Source organism: Bacillus sp. 220_BSPC (assembly GCF_001054655.1).
GTDB lineage: Bacteria > Bacillota > Bacilli > Bacillales > DSM-1321 > Peribacillus > Peribacillus frigoritolerans.
Map to the genome: position 1 here is coordinate 1 of NZ_JVPL01000257.1, position 337 is coordinate 337.

Here is a 337-nt window from a genome sequence, read left to right on the forward strand (position 1 = left end):
GATATTGTCGGTCAGCTGGATGATGGAACCCGGACGATCGTCACACTGGAGAACATGATGAGCATCCCTGAAATCAAATCTAAATTGGAAATGCACGTAGGATAAAAAAAGGAGAGATTTATATGAAGAAAATCATGGTAGTGTGCGGAAATGGATTGGGAAGCAGCTTCATCATGGAGATGAATGTGAAGAAAGCATTGACGGAAATGGGGAAGACAGCCGAGGTGGATCATACGGATTTGGCATCAGCAAAAACGGTTCAGGCCGATATTTTCCTGGGAGCGGCGGATATTGTCGGTCAGCTGGATGATGGAACCCGGACGATCGTCACACTGGA

General features: G+C 46.6%; 1 protein-coding gene. It reads left to right on the top strand.

Annotated features, from left to right (window positions below; genetic code table 11):
- Positions 1–122 precede the first annotated feature (122 nt).
- On the top strand, positions 123–337 hold a 215-nt coding region (locus ADA55_RS20155; protein ID WP_048687129.1), incomplete at its 3' end, for a PTS sugar transporter subunit IIB.